The following is an 18,040-nucleotide window of genomic DNA, read 5'->3' as shown; positions in this document are numbered from 1 at the left end:
CAATCTATTCTACAGGGTCATTACCGCTTCTTTAAACTTATCGCCCCTTTCTTCATAATTTTTAAACCAATCAAAACTTGCACAAGCCGGTGAGAGCAATACAGTATCACCTTTTTTCGCGAGATGCGAAGCAATCTCAACCGCATCTTCCATCGATGCGCTATTTACAATCACGTCAGCTTCCTCTTCAAAAGCGTCGTGAATACGCGAAGTATCTTTTCCTATGCAGATAATAGCCTTTACTTTCTGCTTTACGAGTTCGCGGAGCATATCGTAATCGTTCCCTTTATCCACCCCACCTAAAATCAATACGATATCTGTAGAAAAACTCTCCAACGCGTACCATACCGAGTTTACATTTGTTGCCTTCGAATCATTAATGTAATTCACGCCACCGATATATGCAACATGTTCTAATCGATGTGGAATATTGACATACGAGCCCATACTCTCCTTCATCGTCTGATTACGAAGCTCCTGCACTTTTGCAATCAATCCAGACGCCATATTATTGTAGACGTTGTGCTTTCCTTGTAATGATAACTCTTCAATATTCATCGTAAATATTTCCCTATTAGGTATGTAAATTTTTATAGTATTGTCCTTATCTAGATACGCTCCTTGGACGATCTCTCTTTCTTGCGTTAGTGGTAATAGCATAGCTTTACTTTCAAAACGGGGCAAAGCATTCATTGTTTCCTGATCATCAGCACAATAGATAAAATAATCTTGCTCTGTCTGATTTCGAATTATACGAAATTTAGAATTTATATAATTTTCCAACTTATAGTCGTAGCGATCCAGATGATCAGGCGTGATATTCAAAATTACAGCAACGTCTGCCCGGAAGTGATACATATCGTCCAGCATGAAACTGGAAATTTCCAACACATAAACATCAAAGCTTTCTCGCGCTACCTGAAACGCAAAGCTCTTCCCAATATTCCCCGCTAAACCTACATTTATTCCACCTTTTTGCAACATATAGTATGTCAACATTGTGGTGGTAGATTTACCGTTGGATCCTGTGATGCAGATCAACTTGGCATTGGTATACTGAGCAGCAAATTCAATTTCCGAAATTACTGGAGTTCCCTGCGCTCTCAATTGTTGGATAAGCGGTGCTTTTTCTGGAATACCCGGACTTTTGACTACGAGATCCGCATTTAATATTTGCTGATCAGTATGTTGACCACTTTCAAATGCAATAGTCTCTTTTTGTAAAATTTCTTTGTACCCATTGCTGATATCCCCCATATCAGAAACAAATACATCAAAGCCCCTATCCTTCCCTAGTATAGCTGCACCTACACCACTCTCACCTGCGCCGAGAATCACTAAGCGACCAGTTTGTGGGTAATATGTATGTGCGATATTTGCCATCCTATCTTACTTTCAATGTTACTATTGTTATAATCGCTAAAAACACACTCACGATAACGAATCGTGTCACGATCTTAGCTTCATGGTATCCCTTCTTCTGGTAATGATGGTGCAAAGGTGACATCAAAAAGATTCTCCGTCCTTCCCCAAACTTCCTTTTGGTATATTTAAAATATGATACCTGTAAAATAACAGACACCAACTCGATTAAGAAAATACCACACAAAACCGGTATCAATAATTCCTTACGAATGAGAATCGCAAATGCAGCAATAATACCACCGATCGTCAGTGAACCAGTATCTCCCATAAACACCTGTGCAGGATATGCATTGTACCATAGGAAGCCCGTACAGGCACCTATAAAAGCTCCTGCAAAAATTACAAGTTCTCCAGAATTAGGTATATACATGATATTGAGGTATTCGGAAAAGATGATATTACCGGATACATAGGCCAAGACCGCCAATGTAATACCTACAATAGCCGAAGTACCCGTGGCCAGCCCATCTATTCCATCCGTAATATTAGCTCCATTGGATACAGCAGTCACGATGAAGACCACAAAAACCAAAAATACAAGAAATGTTGTCAGGCTACTATTCAATCCAAAACTATCTAAGACTTTAGCATAATCAAACTCGTTATTCTTATAAAAAGGAATGTTCGTCTTCGTGGACTTCACATTTTCTGCGTACGTGCTTTCACCTGTCTGCGGATTAATGACCACTTCAACTGGCTTGGAAGATGTTGGGTTTGTCACCTGTTCACGAACGACAATATCTGGATGGAAATACATGGTGATAGCAATGATCGTACCCAAGCCAACTTGTCCGATTACTTTAAATCGACCAGCTAAACCTTCTTTATTCTTACGAAACACTTTTATATAGTCATCCAAGAAACCTATTGTCCCCATCCAGATTGTCGTCACAATCATTATGATGATGTAAATATTGTCTAGTTTCGCGAACAACAACGTAGGTATAAGGATACCAGCTATAATGATTAAACCTCCCATGGTCGGGGTTCCTTGCTTTTGTTTCTCCCCTTCTAATCCGAGGTCGCGAATCGTTTCACCTACTTGTTTTAGTTGCAGCAGACGAATTAATCGACTACCAAAAACTGTCGTGATAATCAACGAAACAATAACCGCCATTGCTGTGCGGAACGAGATGTATTGAAACAATCCCGAGCCCGGAATATGTAAGTGATCTTGCAACCAAGTAAATAAGTAATATAACATCGATTTATTATTGTTCGTTAAATGTTTTCTCTAATTCTTCTTTGTCATCAAAATGATGCCTTACACCATTAACTTCTTGATACTTTTCATGTCCTTTTCCTGCTATCAAGACGATATCTCCGGCAGCAGCTATGTGACAAGCAGCACGAATAGCTTCTCTTCTATCAGAAATGGTAAACACATTCTTTTTCTTATCAATAGGAATCCCTGCTTCCATATCTTTGATAATAGCCAATGGATCTTCGGTACGCGGATTATCTGAAGTGATAATGACTTTATCGCTATATTTTAGCGCAACCTTTGCCATTTCCGGACGTTTGGTCTTATCACGATCTCCTCCACATCCGAGCACGGTTATAATTTGCTGCCCAACTACTTTCAAATCCTTTATTGTCTCCAATACATTTTCGACCGCATCCGGCGTGTGCGCATAATCTACTATTCCGAAAATTCCATTTTTAGAACGAACAGTTTCGAATCTACCCTGAGCTCCCGTAATCTCACTAATAGCCGTCAAGATTTTCAACGTTTCTTGTTCCAATAAAATAGCGGCACCATATACTGCCAAAAGATTATACGCGTTAAAACCGCCTACCAACTTTACCCATACCTCATGCGAATCGATCTGCAACAGCATGCCATCAAAATGACTTTCTATTACCTTTGCTTTAAAATCCGCAACATGATGCAAACCATATGTTTTTTTATGTGCAAAAGTGTTCTGAAGCATCACTTGTCCATTTTTATCATCCGTATTAGTAAGCGTAAAGGCATAACGATCTAAATCATCAAAAAACTTCTTTTTTGCTTTAATATAATTATCAAAACTGCCATGGAAATCAAGATGATCATGCGTAATATTCGTAAAAACCCCACCTGCGAATCGCAGTCCAGCAATACGTTGCTGCACAACAGCGTGTGAGCTCACTTCCATAAAGCAATAATCACAACCCTCATCCACCATATCAGATAACAATTTATTCAAAGCCACAGGATCTGGTGTCGTATGCGTTGCAGGAATAATCCGATCCCCTATTTTATTCTCTACCGTAGACAAAAGACCAACCTGATACCCCAGATATCGGAAAAGATTAAAGAGCAACGTGGCTACTGTCGTTTTACCATTTGTGCCTGTAATTCCCACGAGCTTTAACTCTTTTGACGGACTACCGTAAAAATTCGAGGCTGCGATGCCTAACGCATAAGATGTATCATACACAACCACATACGTAATGTTATCGTCCAGTTGCTCCGGAAGTTGTTCCACTAATACAGCTGAAGCGCTCATCGAAATCGCTTTGTCAACATAGAGATGTCCGTCCGTATGAACGCCCTTTATCGCAACGAATAATGTATTTTTTTCGACCTTACGCGAATCAAAACACACCGATGCCACTTCCACGTCTAGTGAACCGACAACCTGAACCACAGGAATAGCATGCAATAATTCTTTCAGTATCATATCAATGCAATTGAATTGCCACGTTTGTACCCAATTTTAATTTCTCTCCCGGTATTAACGATTGGTTTGCTACCTTTCCTTTACCATATATTTGCGCTTTAAAGCCCGCGTTTTCCATGGTATACAAGGCGTCGGCTAAACCCATTCCTACTACGTCTGGTACCACTCCCTCCTGAACGGACACCTCCGAAAATGGAATGCCTCTTGACGATGTGTCTGCTGTATTTTGTGAAATTGTACTCCAGTTAATTGATTTTATACCCAAAGCCTCGTATACCTTTACTGAAGCCTCTTTTGACCCCTTCAGCGTTAAAGGTATTTTTGAACCAGCTACATTTACTTTACGAGTAGCAAACGTACCATGAAGCGATAAATCATTAGCAAAAACCATATCTGCTAGCTCTTTGAATACAGGCCCCGCTATTGCCCCTCCATAATATCCATTACGAGGATTACGGATCACTACGATCATGGAATATTTAGGTTTATCCGCTGGAAAATACCCCGCAAATGAAGATTGATACCGCCGAGCTCCATACCCCTTGGCTCCATCTGCCATCTGAGCCGTGCCTGTCTTCCCCGCCGAGGTATACAAAGGGCTAGCCAATTTCTTGCCTGTACCTTTTATCATCACCCCTTCTAACATTTCCTGTATTTTTTGAATCGCTTCGTTGGAAGCAATCTGTTTATTGATAACACGGGCATTAAATTTTTGCACGGTATTTCCTAAATGACGAATTTCTTTCACAAATAACGGCGCAACCATTTTCCCATCATTGGCTACTGCATTATATAACACTAAAGTTTGCAAAGGTGTTAACTTCAGCTCGTAGCCATATGCCATCTGTATTAAGGACAGCTTACTCCAGCTTCTATTTTCGGGAGTCTTTACAATAGGAATCCCCTCGCCAGGAATTTGCAATCCCAAAGGTTGATGCAAACCCCACTTATGCAATTTGGCCGTAAATTTTGCCGGATTACTTCCATAGTGTGTATTTATCAATTTTGTAATACCGACATTCGAAGATTCCTCAAAGGCCTCTTTCGCGGTCATCTTAGATTTTTTAGGAGCATGTGAGTCTCGGATAGTATGAGAAGGCACCTTATACGTTCCATTCCCAACATCCACGATTGTATTGGTATCTATCAACCCATCATCCAACGCAGCCAGATAGGAGGCTAGTTTAAATGTGGAGCCTGGGTCTGCTCCGTGCGCTATTGCGTAGTTGAATTTCTCGCGGTATTCCCCATCGGTGTCTTTTGTGAAATTTGCTATAGCACGTACTTCTCCCGTTGCAACTTCCATCAGTACGACACAGCCATTATCGGCATTACTAATTTTTAATTGCTTCTCTAGCGCACGTTGCGCCATATCCTGCATATTGACATCAATAGTCGCAATGATATCCGAACCGTCAACTGGAGCCACCTCAATTTCACGATTCAAAGGAACCCACACTCCGCCAGCAATACGCTGCATCATTTGAGCACCACTTTTCCCGTCTATATAATTACCATACGCTCCTTCCAGACCTACAAGAACAGTATCTATTCCTTTAGCATTTTTATATCCGATCGTTCGAGCAGCTAAATTAGTAAATGGAAGAATCCGTTTATTTTGACGGACAGCAACCAGACCACCGGAGAAACGAGATTTCCCTTCCTTAAAGGTTTTCAACAATGGAAATTGTTTCAATTCCTTAAGATCCTGATGCGAAACATTTCGTTTTATCAACACATACCGCTGTTTTTTCGCACGAGCGTCCTTTAATGTCACCAAATATTGTCGTGCTGATTTATCTTTAAAAAATCCAGCAAGGCTGTTTGCTAAAGAATCTACTTTAGAATTAAAAACATCGTTACGTTCAACTGGAATGGCCATTGCATCAAAACGTATTTCATATTCAGGAACAGAAGTCGCCAATAAGCTACCATCATTAGAATAAATATTTCCCCGGGCTGCCTCCACAATACGTTCCTGTATCGTCAGGCTATCTGCTATCGCACGCCATTCACCACCGTCGATATACTGTAAATGAACAAGTTTAGCAAAAACTGCCAAGGCACCAAAGACCATCAGCCCGAACGCCAGGTATACCCTTACCAATATGGATTTCCTTATATTCATTTATTCGCTTTTAATCTTTTAATACTATTACTTTTTGTCTTTTACTACTTCCAGTTTAATGGGCGGCTGTGTTCTCTCCTTTAATCCCAACGTATCCGCTCTTTTGGCTATTTCCGATTGCGTCGTTAATTTCATCAACTCAGCAGACAACGACTTATAGTCCCAACTCAGCTCCTTTACTTCTCTACCCAATCGATCGATTTGTCGCACTGTTCGCTCCGCCAAATGCCGATTAGAAATATACAGCAATCCTAAAAAAGCTAAGAATGCAATAAAAGGAAGATTCTTTGTCACCAAATACATCGAAAGCTGTTTTGGCGCAAAAATAGAACGAAGAAAATTCCGAGTTTCCTCTACCTTTTCTTCGACCGCATCGGACAACTCCTCTTGGATATCCTCACTTAACTCCTTATTTTTTATTGTGTTCTTTCTAGACATACGATCTAGGATTGCTCTATTTTTTCCGCTATTCTCAATTTTGCACTACGTGAGCGATTATTCGATTCCAATTCCTTAACTCCCGCCGTTACCGCTTTCCGACCAACAACCTGAAAAGGCTTTATCTCGTTCCCAAAGAAATCCTTTTCCACTTCTCCTCTAAACTTACCTTTGATCATGAAATTTTTCACCAACCTATCTTCTAACGAATGATACGACATGACCACCAATCGCCCCCCGGGTTTAAGTAGAGACACTGTTTGCATTAAAAATTCCTGCAAAGCCTCCAACTCCCTGTTCACTTCTATACGCAAAGCCTGAAAAACCTGCGCATGATATTTATGTTCCTTTCCTTTCGGCACCAATCTTTTAATAACCTCTTTCAAACCCGCCACCGTCTCAATTTTTTTCGTGAGACGGGCGGTAACTATTGTTTTAGCCAAGGACCGTGCATTCTGAACCTCACCATACATGCCAAAAATCCGATGTAAATCCTCTTCTGTATACGTATTCAGCACCTTTTTTGCATCCAAATCCGACACCTGATCCATACGCATATCCAGGTCTGCTTCAAACCGAATGGAAAAACCGCGTTCCGCATCATCAAACTGATGAGAGGAGACACCCAGGTCGGCCAATATGCCATCCACTTGTCTTACTCCCTGAAGACGCAGGTTATTTTTCATGAATTTGAAATTCTGATGAATCAGCAAAAAACGATCGTCTTCAATAATATTATTCAACGCGTCAGGATCCTGATCAAAAGCAATTAGTCTACCATGTTCGCCTAAGTGTTTCATAATTTCACGGGAGTGACCACCGCCACCAAATGTGACATCTACGTACACGCCATCCGGCTTGATCTCCAATGCTTCAATACACTCTTGAAGCATGACAGGTATATGATATACTTCTTCTCTAGCCATCTATTGATCCTCCAAAATCAAAACCACCCATCACTTCCTCAGCCAAGGATGCGAAATCGTCATCCACTCCACCATTCATCATTTCATCATAAACTCCCTTCGGCCACACTTCTATTTTATCAAACTGACACGCCAGCACGACATCTCCCTCTATTTTCGCGTAGTCAAGCAGCACCTTTGGCAATAGCACCCTTCCAGCTGAGTCTAGATTAAGAATAGTAGCTCCACGCATAAACTGACGCACAAACTCCCTATTCTTTGCATTAAATGTATTCAACTTCGAAATTTTAGCTGCCTGCTTATCCCATTCTTCACGCGTATAAATCACCAAATTTTTCTCGAACCCTCTATTCACAATAAGCCCTTCACGCTCAACATCAGGCAATTGCCTTTTGAGCGCGGCTGGGACTACCAACCTTCCTTTGGCGTCCAACTTACATTCGAATTCTCCGATAAGTTGAATCATGGGCTATCTGTCGTAATTAAATTCTAATGTAAAAGTATACACTTTCCCCCACTTTCCCCCACAATCTCCCACAAAAAAGTTTTCCACATAAAGAAGATACTATATTTCGTTTCCAAAAACACCCTTTAATTACATGATAAATAACTTTATTATTGATAGGCAACAAAATTGTTTTCATGACAAAAAAAGGTTTTCCGTGACATTTAAATACAAATGCAGTGTAAAAAGAGCACAAATTTTAAAATATTTAAGCAAAAATGGCACATGAGTGGGCGAGAGTGGAGGATCATAAATTCTTTCAGATATTCCCCTATATCATTCGTTATTCTCCTCAAAATCCGATAATTTTGCGTGAAATCTTAATTTAATTTTTTCCAGTAGTTTAAGCGGACAGAGCAGCAAATTAATTTTTTCATTTTTTACTTTTTAATTTTTATTTGGTAATGCACAGAACACATACTTGTGGCGAATTAAGAATTGCCGATTTGGGAAATACGGTAACACTAAGTGGCTGGGTTCAAAAATCGCGTGATTTGGGAGGAATGACTTTTATTGATGTCCGTGACCGATACGGGATCACTCAATTGACTTTCAATAGTGACGATGACGACAGCTTGCGGGCGAAAGCAAGAGAATTAGGTCGCGAGTTTGTTATAAAAGTAACAGGAACTGTAATCGAACGTTCGAATAAAAATTCAAAAATCCCTACCGGAGAAATCGAAATAAAGGTTTCTTCTTTAGACATATTAAATGAAGCCAAATTACCTCCCTTTACCATAGAAGATGAAACGGATGGTGGCGATGATATACGGATGAAATTCCGCTATTTAGATTTGAGACGTAATCCCGTTCGTGAAAATTTAATTTTACGCCACAAAATGGCGCAGGAAATCCGACGTTATCTAGACGAACAAAATTTTCTCGAAGTAGAAACTCCTGTCCTAATTAAATCTACACCCGAAGGTGCTCGCGATTTCGTCGTGCCTTCCCGTATGAATCCGGGCGAATTTTATGCACTACCTCAGTCACCTCAGACATTCAAGCAATTATTAATGGTATCAGGATTTGACCGCTATTTTCAAATTGTAAAATGTTTCCGGGATGAGGATTTACGTGCCGATCGTCAACCAGAATTCACACAGATTGACTGCGAAATGTCTTTTGTGGAGCAAGAAGACATCTTAAACATGTTTGAAGGCTTGACAAAGCATTTATTTAGTAAGGTAAAAAACATCGATTTAGGTCAAGTGCCACGCATGACTTATGCGGATGCTATGCGATTATATGGGTCAGATAAACCGGACACACGATTTGGTATGCAATTCGTAGAACTTAATGACATCGTAAAAGATAAAGGTTTTCCAGTTTTTGACCAAGCTGAATTAGTAGTGGGAATTAAGGCGCCCGGAGCTGCACCCTACACACGAAAACAACTAGACGCATTGACGGATTTTGTAAAACGTCCACAAATAGGCGCCGCAGGTTTGGTATATGCACGCCATAATGAAGATGGCTCCATAAAATCTTCAGTAGACAAATTTTATAATCCGGGAGAATTGGAAAAATGGAACCATGCTTTTGAAGGAAAACCAGGGGATTTATTCTTAATCATGGCTGGACCGACCGATAAAGTGCGGAAACAATTAAACGAGTTGCGTCTTGAAATAGGCAATCAACTGGGGCTACGTGATAAAAACAAATTCTCTCCTTTATGGGTAATGGATTTTCCATTATTGGAATGGGATGAAGATACAGCACGTTATCACGCAATGCATCATCCTTTTACCTCTCCAAAGCCAGAGGACATTACGCTATTAGACACTAATCCTGGAGAAGTAAGAGCTAATGCATATGATTTGGTCATCAATGGTGTAGAGATAGGTGGTGGTTCTATCCGTATCCACGACAAGGAATTGCAATCGTTAATGTTCAAACATCTAGGGTTCACTCCGGAAGAAGCACAGAAGCAGTTTGGGTTTTTAATGGAAGCCTTCACGTACGGAGCTCCTCCACATGGCGGTTTGGCGTTCGGTTTCGACCGTTTAGTTTCCATTTTTGCGGGACACGATACCATTCGAGATGTCATTGCTTTTCCGAAAAACAATTCTGGACGTGATGTCATGATTGATGCTCCTTCTACTGTCGCGCCAGAACAATTGAACGAATTAAGCCTAGCACTTGCTATCAAAACCAAATAAGTATATACAAGAGATTTAAATATTTTACGTTATATTTAAAAGTTGGTTATCCTGTAACCAACTTTTATTTTTGAATCAGATTAGTAAAGGAGCTTCATGCCGCAAACTATTGCAGATAAATTTTTAACGGATAGCGCGATCAAATCTTTTGACCAACGCCATCGCGATATTATTACGACAAATATTGACAAGTACAATATGGCTTTCGACAGAGGAAAGGGCAAATTTCACGATTTAGCAAATTCGAAGAAGAAAGCCAATCTCGTAAAGTGGAAAGTGATGGAAAACCTTGACCGCTATTTGGTAGAATTTGAAACTAATTTCACCAAACGAGGTGGTAAAGTAATCTGGGCAAATAATGCTGAAGAGGCACGTCAAGAAATATGGAAAATCATGGAGATGCATAATGCGAACTCGGTGATAAAATCCAAATCTATGGCAACCGAAGAAATTGAGTTGAATCATTTCTTTGCAGAAAAAGGAGTAGAAACAATTGAAAGTGACCTAGGTGAATATATTATTCAACTTTTAGATCACAAGCCCTATCATTTTGTCACACCAGCCATGCACCTAAGCCTGGAAGACATCGCTAAATTATTTCATGAGAAGTTCGGAACTCCTCTCGATGCCACTGCAGAACAGCTTACTTTAAAAGCACGCGAATTACTTCGTCAAAAATATACTTCTGCAGACATTGGTATTTCAGGAGCCAACTTTCTGGTCGCAGATACAGGCAGTATTGCAATTACGGAAAATGAGGGAAATGCCCGTTTGACGACCACCTTTCCCGATGTGCATATAGCTATAGTAGGCATTGAGAAAATGATCCCGAGCATGATGGATCTTGATCTGTTCTGGCCCCTATTGGCATCACATGGAACGGGCCAAAATTTAACCGTATACAACACGATTTTAAATGGGCCTAGGCAGGAAACAGATACAGATGGTCCTCGCGAGATGTATGTTATACTACTTGATAATGGCCGGACAAATCTTCTGGAACAAAAGGAGCAACGCCAAGGACTATATTGTATACGCTGTGGCTCTTGCCTGAACGTATGTCCTATTTACCAAAATATTGGTGGCCATACATACGACACCACTTATCAAGGACCAATTGGTTCTCTAATCTCACCACATCTTAGTGGGATGAAAGAATTCAAACATTTATCCTACGCATCGAGTCTCTGTGGCAAATGTACGGAAGTGTGCCCTGTAGGCATCGATATTCAAAAAATGTTATTGCTAAACAGACGAGATGCTGTCCAGGAAAACCTAGCGACACCAATGGAAAAAAGGATGTGGAAAGGGTTTACCTATGCCATTCAAAGACGGAAACTAATTGATTTATTTGGAGGAAAATTTAAAAACTTTTTTGTCCGCAACTTTTTCAAAAAATCATGGGGAAAGAATAGAGAACTACCAAAATTTCCAAACAAATCATTTTCGAAACAATGGAAAGAGCAACAAAAAGAACTATACAAATAAAATGGATAAGCAATCGCAGTTGGCATTAAGCAGTGCCGTATTTTTCTTTATTATTGCAGCACCATTATTATTCGGTTTATCGCGGCTAGTGAATGATCCACTTAGCATTACCTCTTCGGCTATTAGCGCATCCGTCGGTGCTCTCATTTACTTTTTTATGGTAAAAAGAAAACTAAAAAAAAAGGAAGAACGATAATAGCGAATTTATTAACCTGGTTACAGAAGTAATCAAGGAGCCGATAAAAATTATCAACTCCTTAATCGTTTAATTATTAACCAATGCAGTGGATTTTGTCAAAGCTTTGGCATCTTCCGCCATACGGATGAATTCCGCTCTATATCCTTCATCATCTTTTCCTTTGGCCAATTTAGCCCGCTTAATCAAGCCATCAAAATTAGCATTTTGTTTATAATCCGAATTTCGTAAGAGCATACCCAGCTCAGCAACCGAAGTCGCAAATTGGAAATCTTCGCTCATCGCGGATATGTTTCCTGCATTTGCAAGTACAATTTGCTGCTTCAGCTTACTTCTCTCTCCATAGGGTTCTTTATAACGGAATTTTACGGTAGCCAATTCGGAAGAATTATTTGCAGTGGTTTTCCTCTCCGTTTTCTGATATTTCAAATCATCGACAGATCCAATGATTTCGCTATTCACACCTGCAGGTACAACTTCGTAAATAGCCGTCACCGCATGTCCGACGCCCATATCTCCACCTAATTTATTGTCATTGTTAAAATCTTCAGCGGCCATTAAACGGTTTTCGTATCCGACCAAACGATATGCTTTTACCATGTTCGGATTGAACTCTACTTGAATCTTGACATCCTTCGCTACGGTGAATAATGTTCCACCAAATTCTGTAATAATCGCTTTTCGTGCTTCCGTAATATTATCGATGTACGCATAATTTCCGTGACCTTTGTTTGCCAACAGCTCTAATTTACTATCTTTATAGTTGCCCATTCCATAACCCAAAATTGAAATATGCACACCACTCTCGCGCTCTCTACTTATTAGCTTTTCCATATCATCGTCAGAAGAAGCGCCCACATTGAAATCACCATCTGTAGCCATCACTATTCTATTATTTCCATTTTTTATGAAATTTTGACGCGCCATTTTATACGCCATTTTTAGACCATCTCCCCCGGCAGTGCTTCCCCCTGCCTGAAGACCTTCAATAACATCCTTTATCTTCATTTTTTGACTCCCAGAAATACTTTCTAATGCGACATTAGCGTTACCAGCGTAAGTCACAATTGCCACTTTATCAACCTCCCGTAACTGGTCAACCAATAACTTAAGGGAAGATTTCACCAAAGGCAATTTGTTTGCATTCATCATGGATCCCGAAATATCTACTAGAAAAACAAAATTTGAAGCGGGCAACTTTCCAGTAGGCACATTTTTCGCTTTCAGCGAGATACGCAACAATTGATGCTTGGCGTTCCAAGGAGCCTGAGCTAGCTCTGTTTTTATATTAACAGGATCTCCATTTTCCGGTGCGTCTAAACTATATTGAAAGTAATTGATCATCTCTTCTATGCGGACTGCATCCACCGGAGGCAACTGTCCCGATTTGATAAACCGACGTACATTGCCATAAGAAGCGGCATCCACATCGGCAGCAAAGGTTGAAAGCGGTTGATTCAAAGGATTAATAAATTTATTTTCCTCTATTCCCCTATAACTTTCACTTTGCTGTGTCTCTCTTATTGGTGACACACCGCGGATAAGGATATTCTGCTGTCCCGATCGATTAGCGGAAACATTTACCCCAGCCACTTTACCCTGTAATAAATTATTGTAATTAGTTACCGGAATATCTTTTGCATCCTGCCCACGAATAATAACTGCAGATCCCGTCAGTGCTTCCCTTTTCGCAGCTCCATATCCGACAACAACAACTTCATCTAGCTGATTTACCTGAGCTAACAGGGTAACATTAATTGTGTTAGACTTTCCTACTTTGATAGATTGGGAAACATAACCAACACAATTAAATGTCAATTCGTCACCCTCCCCCGCTTTAATGTTATAAATACCACTTTGATCCGATAGGGTATTTATCTTTTTAGTCGTATTACGCACTTCCACTCCGGCAATTGGCACATTAGCGTCATCAACAATTTTACCTGTTATAGTTCTTGCGTGAACATGATTTCCGGCCACTATGGTAAAAATCAAAAGAATAGATGATATTATAGCTTTCATGATTTATAAATTTTGACAAGGGATGCAGCGAAACATAAATTTCCATAAATGAGAAAAAAAAATTATTTTGAGCCCTGATTATGAAGTTGTTCAATTCATCACAAATCTCAACTACAGACGACAGTTCTCTTTTAGAGAATTATCGCACCACCGGTGACTTAAAATTTTTGGGAGAATTATACCAACAACATACCGAGATGGTATATTATGTATGCCTGCGCTATTTTAAAGACAGCGAACAAAGTAAAGATGCTGTAATGCAGATTTTTGAAGAACTTATAACCAAAGTAAACAAACAGGAAATCAAAGAATTTGCCAAATGGCTATACGTTGTTAGCAAAAATCATTGTTTGATGACATTGCGAAGCACAAAAAATAATTATGAAATTCCAGTAAATAATTTTGTGGAATTTGCTGCTTTTCTGCATCAGGAAGAAAATTATACGGAGAAGGAAGAACGATTGTCTCAATTAGAGCGTTGTATAGATAAGTTACCAGAGAAACAACGGATTAGTGTAGATCTATTTTTCATCAACGAAAAATCTTATAGGGAAGTGGTAGATATAACAGGCTATAGCATGAATGACGTAAAAAGTTATATCCAAAATGGTAAGCGGAATTTAAAAAATTGCATGGAAAGGAATCATGAGCAAGATTAATCCAGATATCAATTACATAAGAAAATATGTAAATGGCGAGCTCAGCCCGCGAGAGATGTTTGAGCTTGAACGTGCCGTCCAAGAGGATGAGATGCTAATGGATATACTGTTGGGAATGGAACAGGAACAACTCCATAATTACTCCTCAGATTTAAACGATTTAAGACAACACATTCTTGCACGGAGCCATTTATCAAATAACAAACGTCTATTCCCTTGGAAATCCCTATCTCTTGCAGCTTCATTGTTATTAGTTTTGGGCCTTGGAGGATATTTGATCTGGAATAATGGTTTCTCAACAAAAGAAACACGAATAGCACAGTCGCCTGAAGAGCTAAATGTGCCGACTCCATTGATGAATAAATCTGCAGATACTGCTGCTGCTGAAAAAACAGAACAACAACAGGTTCTCAACCAAAATGCTATCGCGCATTCACCGGACTCAAAAAATACAAATTTAGATTATACGGAAAAACAACCGAATAAAGTCGCCTCAAGAGTTTATACACCGACTAAAAAAGAAGGCATTCCCCATGTTCCTTTTCCACGTCAAACAGCCCTTCAAGATAGTCCTGTTTATAGCGTCGCATCGTTAAAATCTTCAAAATCAGGTAATCTTATCGTGATACAAGACAGTCCTGATAAAGAAGAAATCATAATTGGCGAGGGCTTATTGGATAGTAACATAGAACACGTCATCGCTGCAAATATTCCCCAGCCAATACAGGGGCGCGCCGATGGGATACGTGTAGCGGATGTTGGAAAGAACTCTTCGAGTAATAGAGCGGCACTATCGAGGCTGAATTTGGACGCACAGTCCAACTATATTTTAGGACAGGTACTTGACAAGCAATCGGGAAACCCAATTGAAAATGTTCAAATAAAAGACATAGAGAATAACAACATTATCAGCACAGATTCCGCCGGCAATTTCGTGTATCTGGCGAGTAGAAAAAACGCGCCCTTAGAAATTAATGCTATTGGATACGAAAAAGAAAAAGTACTTACAGATAATTCTTCTCAAACTATTTTTTTGAATCGTGAAGACTCCACGTTAGAAGAAGTAGTTATAACTTCAGCACGAAAAACTCCCCTGAAAAGTGAACCGGCATCGGGTTGGAAAGAATTTAAAACTTATATAAGTACGGAAACTAAAAAAGTCAATTTAGGAAAAGGTATTGTTGCCTTGACGTTTTCCATTGGTGCTGATGGAAGACCGAAGAATATACTTATTAGCAAGTCAGCCAATTTAGATTTGGATAGAAAAGCAATCGAGATTGTCAAACAAGGACCTAGTTGGATAGTAGGAACCAATGGCAAACCTGTGTATTTAACGGTGGAGTTTAAATAGAATAAGTCCTCAAAATTGAATTTTGAGGACCTAGTTATAAATTCACTCGCAATAATCGGCTAGTTATCGATTGTGCTGAGACGTATAGGCAACGTGTAAGCTACACGCACGGGTAGACCATTCTGAACGCCGGGACTCCATTTTTTAGCTTTTTTCAACAATCTTACGGCTGCATCCCCTGTACCGAATCCCATATCCCTTTTCACTTCAAACGAAGATAAGCTCCCGTCTTTTTCCACCACGAACGACACCTGAATAACTCCCTTTGCCCCGTTGTCTACCGCAGATTGTGGGAAATCATAATTTTGAGCAACCCAATTTATAAATGCCTTCATCCCACCGGGAGGCTCGGGCATCACCTCCACTGAAACAAAAGGTTTACCTTCTCCGTCATCGCTGCCAGTTAGACTACCCACGGCTCTACCCCTTTCTGCGCCATCACGTTTTGTACTACCAAATGTTCCCCGCGGCACCAGCTCCCCTCCTTTTACACCATCCATTGTAATATTAGCAGGTAATTTTTTCCTGTCCATGACATCTTCAGTGCTCGTCATATCTTCCGTTACCCGAGAAGCATCCGTGGCATTGATCTCTGTGAATTTGATTAGATCCTGAGACGACACATCCTGAGCAACCTGCTTTGGAGCATCCTGCTCTATGAGATCTGGCACCACAGGCGGTTCCATTTCTATCGGCAATTCTGTATTATCAATTGTCACAGTTACCATATCCTCTTGGGGCAGGTTATTGGGTATTTTACTATTGTTGGAAAACGAATAAGCGATACCACTTAATCCAACGACAACTAAAACAACAACTCCGAGAGCCCAATTCGTTGCTTTAGGAGCTAAAACACGAAGCTCATACGCTCCATATTCTTTATTACGTCCTGCAAAGATGACATCCATCCACTCTTTTGCATAAATATCTGATTTGGAAAATAACATAAAGGAAAGTTTTAAAGGTTATTACTCTATTTTCTATTATGATGAAATAGAGTATAACTTTCCACAAAAATTTTATCGAAACTTAGATAAGTTTGCCTTTATCTACGAAGTGAATGATCTATACATGCATACGAGCAAGAGGCGTAATATCCTGTCCCACGAAATCCTGTTTAAGGTATTTCTGATAACCGGCAATAGCAATCATCGCAGCATTATCCGTACAATATTCAAACTTCGGAATAAAGACACGCCATTTATACTGTTCGCCCATTTCAATCAGTGCACTTCGCAATCCTGAATTGGCAGATACACCACCGGCAATAGCAATGTCTTTTACACATGTTTGTTTCGCTGCCTTCTTCAATTTATTCAAAAGAACAGAAACAATACGACTTTGCACCGAAGCACATACATCATTTAGATGTTGCGTTAAAAATTGGGGATTCTCTTTCATTTTAGCTTGGACCAGATATAATATCGCTGTTTTTAGCCCTGAAAAGCTAAAATTCAGACCAGAAATTTGAGGTTCTGGCAAAGAAAAGGCGTTAGGATCTCCCAATTGAGCGTACTTATCAATCAATGGTCCTCCAGGGTACGGCAATGTCAAGATCTTAGCTGTTTTATCAAAAGCTTCTCCAGCGGCGTCATCCAAGGTCTGTCCTAATAATTCCATATCAAAATAATCTTTGATCAACACGATCTGTGTATGCCCACCGGAAACAGTGAGGCATAAAAAAGGAAAATTTGGTTTCGGATCGTCAATAAAATGTGCTAAAATATGGGCCTGCATGTGATTGACTTCAATCAAGGGAATCTGACGGGCTAACGCAAATGATTTCGCAAAAGAAGTACCAACTAAAAGCGAGCCCAACAAACCCGGACCTCGGGTAAATGCTACCGCATCTACATCTTTTTTTGTAATTTTGGCCTGCTGAATGGCTTGGTCGACCGTGGGAATAATATTTTGTTGATGTGCGCGAGAAGCCAACTCAGGCACGACGCCACCATATTTTGAGTGAATTGCTTGACCAGCAATAATATTTGACTTAATTTCACCGTCTATACATATAGAAGCTGAAGTTTCGTCACATGAAGATTCTATTCCGAGGATGATAGCCATTTGAGGACAA

The 18,040-nt window shown here is 40.0% G+C and carries 15 protein-coding genes; 4 read left to right on the top strand and 11 right to left on the bottom strand.

Annotated features, from left to right (window positions below; all coding sequences use genetic code 11):
- Positions 1–9: 9 nt before the first annotated feature.
- Genes murD through mraZ form a run of 7 tightly spaced genes read right to left on the bottom strand, consistent with a single transcriptional unit; the run spans position 10 to position 8,049 of the window.
- Positions 10–1,383, bottom strand: a complete 1,374-nt coding sequence (murD, locus tag FAZ15_RS20860) for a UDP-N-acetylmuramoyl-L-alanine--D-glutamate ligase (RefSeq protein WP_136903313.1) — start codon at positions 1,381–1,383, stop codon at positions 10–12.
- Between the two features lies 1 nt (position 1,384).
- The gene (mraY, locus tag FAZ15_RS20855; protein ID WP_136903312.1) at positions 1,385–2,629 is read right to left on the bottom strand and encodes a phospho-N-acetylmuramoyl-pentapeptide-transferase; all 1,245 of its coding nucleotides are present in this window, start codon (positions 2,627–2,629) and stop codon (positions 1,385–1,387) included.
- Positions 2,630–2,636: 7 nt separating this feature from the next.
- The gene (locus tag FAZ15_RS20850) at positions 2,637–4,091 is read right to left on the bottom strand and encodes a UDP-N-acetylmuramoyl-L-alanyl-D-glutamate--2,6-diaminopimelate ligase (protein ID WP_136903311.1); all 1,455 of its coding nucleotides are present in this window, start codon (positions 4,089–4,091) and stop codon (positions 2,637–2,639) included.
- Position 4,092: 1 nt separating this feature from the next.
- Complete coding sequence (locus tag FAZ15_RS20845) at positions 4,093–6,219, bottom strand: penicillin-binding protein (RefSeq protein ID WP_136903310.1); 2,127 nt, start codon at positions 6,217–6,219, stop codon at positions 4,093–4,095.
- Positions 6,220–6,246: 27 nt separating this feature from the next.
- Positions 6,247–6,657 (bottom strand): FtsL-like putative cell division protein, encoded by a 411-nt coding sequence (locus FAZ15_RS20840; protein WP_136903309.1) that lies wholly within the window; start codon positions 6,655–6,657, stop codon positions 6,247–6,249.
- 5 nt (positions 6,658–6,662) lie between these two features.
- Positions 6,663–7,583, bottom strand: coding sequence for a 16S rRNA (cytosine(1402)-N(4))-methyltransferase RsmH (rsmH, locus tag FAZ15_RS20835; protein WP_136903308.1), 921 nt, complete (start codon positions 7,581–7,583; stop codon positions 6,663–6,665).
- Positions 7,576–8,049, bottom strand: coding sequence for a division/cell wall cluster transcriptional repressor MraZ (gene mraZ, locus FAZ15_RS20830; protein ID WP_136903307.1), 474 nt, complete (start codon positions 8,047–8,049; stop codon positions 7,576–7,578). The genes rsmH and mraZ overlap by 8 nt, the downstream gene beginning before the upstream one ends.
- A gap of 443 nt (positions 8,050–8,492) precedes the next feature.
- On the opposite strand from mraZ, the gene aspS reads away from it, so the two are divergent.
- Together aspS and FAZ15_RS20820 are read left to right on the top strand one after the other, a co-directional pair.
- Positions 8,493–10,247, top strand: coding sequence for an aspartate--tRNA ligase (gene aspS, locus FAZ15_RS20825; protein ID WP_136903306.1), 1,755 nt, complete (start codon positions 8,493–8,495; stop codon positions 10,245–10,247).
- Between the two features lie 96 nt (positions 10,248–10,343).
- Positions 10,344–11,735 carry a LutB/LldF family L-lactate oxidation iron-sulfur protein gene (locus FAZ15_RS20820; protein WP_136903305.1) on the top strand — a complete coding sequence of 464 codons (1,392 nt, stop codon included), beginning with the start codon at positions 10,344–10,346 and terminating at the stop codon, positions 11,733–11,735.
- Here the strand turns inward: FAZ15_RS20820 and FAZ15_RS22590 are convergent.
- Positions 11,724–11,882, bottom strand: coding sequence for a hypothetical protein (locus FAZ15_RS22590; protein WP_162305021.1), 159 nt, complete (start codon positions 11,880–11,882; stop codon positions 11,724–11,726). The genes FAZ15_RS20820 and FAZ15_RS22590 overlap by 12 nt on opposite strands.
- Before the next feature lie 118 nt (positions 11,883–12,000).
- Positions 12,001–13,953 carry a vWA domain-containing protein gene (locus FAZ15_RS20815; RefSeq protein WP_136903304.1) on the bottom strand — a complete coding sequence of 651 codons (1,953 nt, stop codon included), beginning with the start codon at positions 13,951–13,953 and terminating at the stop codon, positions 12,001–12,003.
- An 80-nt stretch (positions 13,954–14,033) separates the two neighbouring features.
- Here FAZ15_RS20815 and FAZ15_RS20810 point away from each other — a divergent pair, with 80 nt between their 5' ends.
- Both FAZ15_RS20810 and FAZ15_RS20805 read left to right on the top strand, forming a co-directional pair.
- The gene (locus FAZ15_RS20810; protein ID WP_136903303.1) at positions 14,034–14,612 is read left to right on the top strand and encodes an RNA polymerase sigma factor; all 579 of its coding nucleotides are present in this window, start codon (positions 14,034–14,036) and stop codon (positions 14,610–14,612) included.
- Entirely contained in the window at positions 14,599–15,963 is a 1,365-nt protein-coding gene (locus FAZ15_RS20805) for a carboxypeptidase-like regulatory domain-containing protein (RefSeq protein WP_136903302.1), read from the top strand. The genes FAZ15_RS20810 and FAZ15_RS20805 overlap by 14 nt, the downstream gene beginning before the upstream one ends.
- Before the next feature lie 59 nt (positions 15,964–16,022).
- Here FAZ15_RS20805 and FAZ15_RS20800 read toward each other — a convergent pair whose 3' ends face one another.
- On the bottom strand, positions 16,023–16,910 hold the full coding sequence (locus FAZ15_RS20800; RefSeq protein ID WP_136903301.1) for an energy transducer TonB: 888 nt from the start codon (positions 16,908–16,910) through the stop codon (positions 16,023–16,025).
- A 118-nt stretch (positions 16,911–17,028) separates the two neighbouring features.
- A complete protein-coding gene (gene tsaD, locus FAZ15_RS20795) occupies positions 17,029–18,030 on the bottom strand; it encodes a tRNA (adenosine(37)-N6)-threonylcarbamoyltransferase complex transferase subunit TsaD (protein WP_136903300.1) in 1,002 nt (333 codons plus the stop codon).
- Between the last annotated feature and the right edge of the window lie 10 nt (positions 18,031–18,040).

This window comes from Sphingobacterium olei (assembly GCF_005048855.1).
GTDB classification, from domain to species: domain Bacteria; phylum Bacteroidota; class Bacteroidia; order Sphingobacteriales; family Sphingobacteriaceae; genus Sphingobacterium; species Sphingobacterium olei.
This window is presented reverse-complemented; position numbering and strand designations above follow the sequence as displayed.

What these genes read in the sequence shown, in the direction of transcription:
- murD (WP_136903313.1), bottom strand. Translation starts at nt 1,383, where the DNA reads ATGGCAAATATCGCACATACATATTACCCACAAACTGGTCGCTTAGTG.
- mraY (WP_136903312.1), bottom strand. Translation starts at nt 2,629, where the DNA reads ATGTTATATTACTTATTTACTTGGTTGCAAGATCACTTACATATTCCG.
- FAZ15_RS20850 (WP_136903311.1), bottom strand. Translation starts at nt 4,091, where the DNA reads ATGATACTGAAAGAATTATTGCATGCTATTCCTGTGGTTCAGGTTGTC.
- FAZ15_RS20845 (WP_136903310.1), bottom strand. Translation starts at nt 6,219, where the DNA reads ATGAATATAAGGAAATCCATATTGGTAAGGGTATACCTGGCGTTCGGG.
- FAZ15_RS20840 (WP_136903309.1), bottom strand. Translation starts at nt 6,657, where the DNA reads ATGTCTAGAAAGAACACAATAAAAAATAAGGAGTTAAGTGAGGATATC.
- rsmH (WP_136903308.1), bottom strand. Translation starts at nt 7,583, where the DNA reads ATGGCTAGAGAAGAAGTATATCATATACCTGTCATGCTTCAAGAGTGT.
- mraZ (WP_136903307.1), bottom strand. Translation starts at nt 8,049, where the DNA reads ATGATTCAACTTATCGGAGAATTCGAATGTAAGTTGGACGCCAAAGGA.
- aspS (WP_136903306.1), top strand. Translation starts at nt 8,493, where the DNA reads ATGCACAGAACACATACTTGTGGCGAATTAAGAATTGCCGATTTGGGA.
- FAZ15_RS20820 (WP_136903305.1), top strand. Translation starts at nt 10,344, where the DNA reads ATGCCGCAAACTATTGCAGATAAATTTTTAACGGATAGCGCGATCAAA.
- FAZ15_RS22590 (WP_162305021.1), bottom strand. Translation starts at nt 11,882, where the DNA reads ATGAGAGCACCGACGGATGCGCTAATAGCCGAAGAGGTAATGCTAAGT.
- FAZ15_RS20815 (WP_136903304.1), bottom strand. Translation starts at nt 13,953, where the DNA reads ATGAAAGCTATAATATCATCTATTCTTTTGATTTTTACCATAGTGGCC.
- FAZ15_RS20810 (WP_136903303.1), top strand. Translation starts at nt 14,034, where the DNA reads ATGAAGTTGTTCAATTCATCACAAATCTCAACTACAGACGACAGTTCT.
- FAZ15_RS20805 (WP_136903302.1), top strand. Translation starts at nt 14,599, where the DNA reads ATGAGCAAGATTAATCCAGATATCAATTACATAAGAAAATATGTAAAT.
- FAZ15_RS20800 (WP_136903301.1), bottom strand. Translation starts at nt 16,910, where the DNA reads ATGTTATTTTCCAAATCAGATATTTATGCAAAAGAGTGGATGGATGTC.
- tsaD (WP_136903300.1), bottom strand. Translation starts at nt 18,030, where the DNA reads ATGGCTATCATCCTCGGAATAGAATCTTCATGTGACGAAACTTCAGCT.